Source organism: Streptomyces sp. NPDC007875, from assembly GCF_042868035.1.
In the GTDB taxonomy this organism is placed as follows: domain Bacteria; phylum Actinomycetota; class Actinomycetes; order Streptomycetales; family Streptomycetaceae; genus Streptomyces; species Streptomyces antimycoticus.
Genome location: NZ_JBIADZ010000111.1, coordinates 1 through 1,429, shown reverse-complemented (window position 1 = coordinate 1,429; position 1,429 = coordinate 1). Strand labels below are relative to the sequence as shown.

Genomic DNA, 1,429 nt, shown 5'->3' with positions numbered 1-1,429 from the left:
GGAGTTTCAATGACTGAGTCAAGCCGCCTGCGCGACTGGTGGGGCGGGGGTGAATACCCGGTTGTCGCGCAGGAGAGCCCACAGCACGCTGGCTCGTCGTCGGGCGAGGGCGATGACTGCCTGGATGTGCTTGCGTCCTTCGCCGCGTTTCTTGAGGTAGAAGTCCCGGTTCGGGCCCTCGCGCATCATGCTGGTCTGGGCGGACAGGTAGAACACTCGGCGCAGGCGGCGGCTGTAGCGCTTGGGTCGGTGAAGGTTGCCGGTGCGGCGTCCGGAGTCGCGTGGGACGGGCACGAGTCCGGCCGCGGAGGCGAGGTGGCCGGCGTCCGCGTAGGCCCCCAAGTCGCCTGCGGCGACGACGAACTCGGCCCCGAGGATGGGGCCGATTCCGGGCAGGGACTCGATGATCTCGGCCTGCGGATGGGTGCGGAACGTCTCGCTGATCTGCTGGTCGATGCGCTTGAGCCGGTCGTCCAGGGCCAGGATCTGCGCGGCCAGCTCGGCGACGATCTGGGCGGCGAGGTCTTCGCCGGGCAGCGCGGTGTGCTGGGCCCCGGCGGCCTCAACCGCGGTGGCAGCGAGAGAGTCGGCGCCGCGGACGCCGCGGTTGGCGAGCCAGGCGGTCAGCCTCGCCCGGCCGCGCCGACGGATGGCGGCGGGGGTCTGGTATCCGGTGAGCAGTACCAGCGCGCCCTTGTGGGCGCTGTAGTCGAAGGCCCGCTCCAGCGCGGGGAAGATGCCGGTCAGCACGTCACGGAGCCGGTTGATCATCCGCACCCGGTCGGCCACCAGGTCCGAACGGTGGGCGGTCAGCAGGGCCAGGTCGGCGGCGAGCTGAGCAGGCACGTCGATCGTGGCGAAGTCCCGGCGGTGACGGGCGGTTTCGGCGATGACGTAGGCATCGCGGGCATCGGTCTTCGCCTCTCCGCGGTAAGCCCCGGCCATACGGTTGACGGTACGGCCGGGCACGTAAACGGCCTGCTGGCCGTGGGCGGCGAGCAGCGCCAGCAGCAGCGCGGAGGACCGCCCCGTGATGTCCACCGCCCAGTGGACCTCCTCAGCCAGCTCCAGAATCTCGCTGAGCGCGGCCAGGATCGCCGACTCATCGTTGTCGACCTTCTTGGACCACAAGGTCGCTCCGGTCTCGTCGACTACCGCCGTCCAGTGGTGGGCCTTGCCCGCGTCGATGCCGGCCCAGACCCGAGCCCGTCGCCTGCTCACTCGCCCCTCCTCGCTCCGCACTGTGTGCCGTCGGCCCGAGGAACACCCCGCCGTCATCTCCGTAAACAGCGACCGCACGAAGCGCGCACATCTCAATCAGCGGCCAGGGCGCCCCGGAGAGCCGGGCGGCCACTCCTTCGAAGCCACTGAAGACAAGAAAGCATCAGCCACACCCGGCCCTCCCGGGCCGCCTAACAACTTACGGAGA

Annotated in this window: 1 protein-coding gene; it reads right to left on the bottom strand. The window is 70.0% G+C overall.

All coding sequences use genetic code 11. The features are described from left to right. Positions 1-18 precede the first annotated feature (18 nt). Positions 19-1,221 (bottom strand): IS110 family transposase, encoded by a 1,203-nt coding sequence (locus ACFYOY_RS49160; RefSeq protein ID WP_388594663.1) that lies wholly within the window; start codon positions 1,219-1,221, stop codon positions 19-21. Positions 1,222-1,429 lie beyond the last annotated feature (208 nt).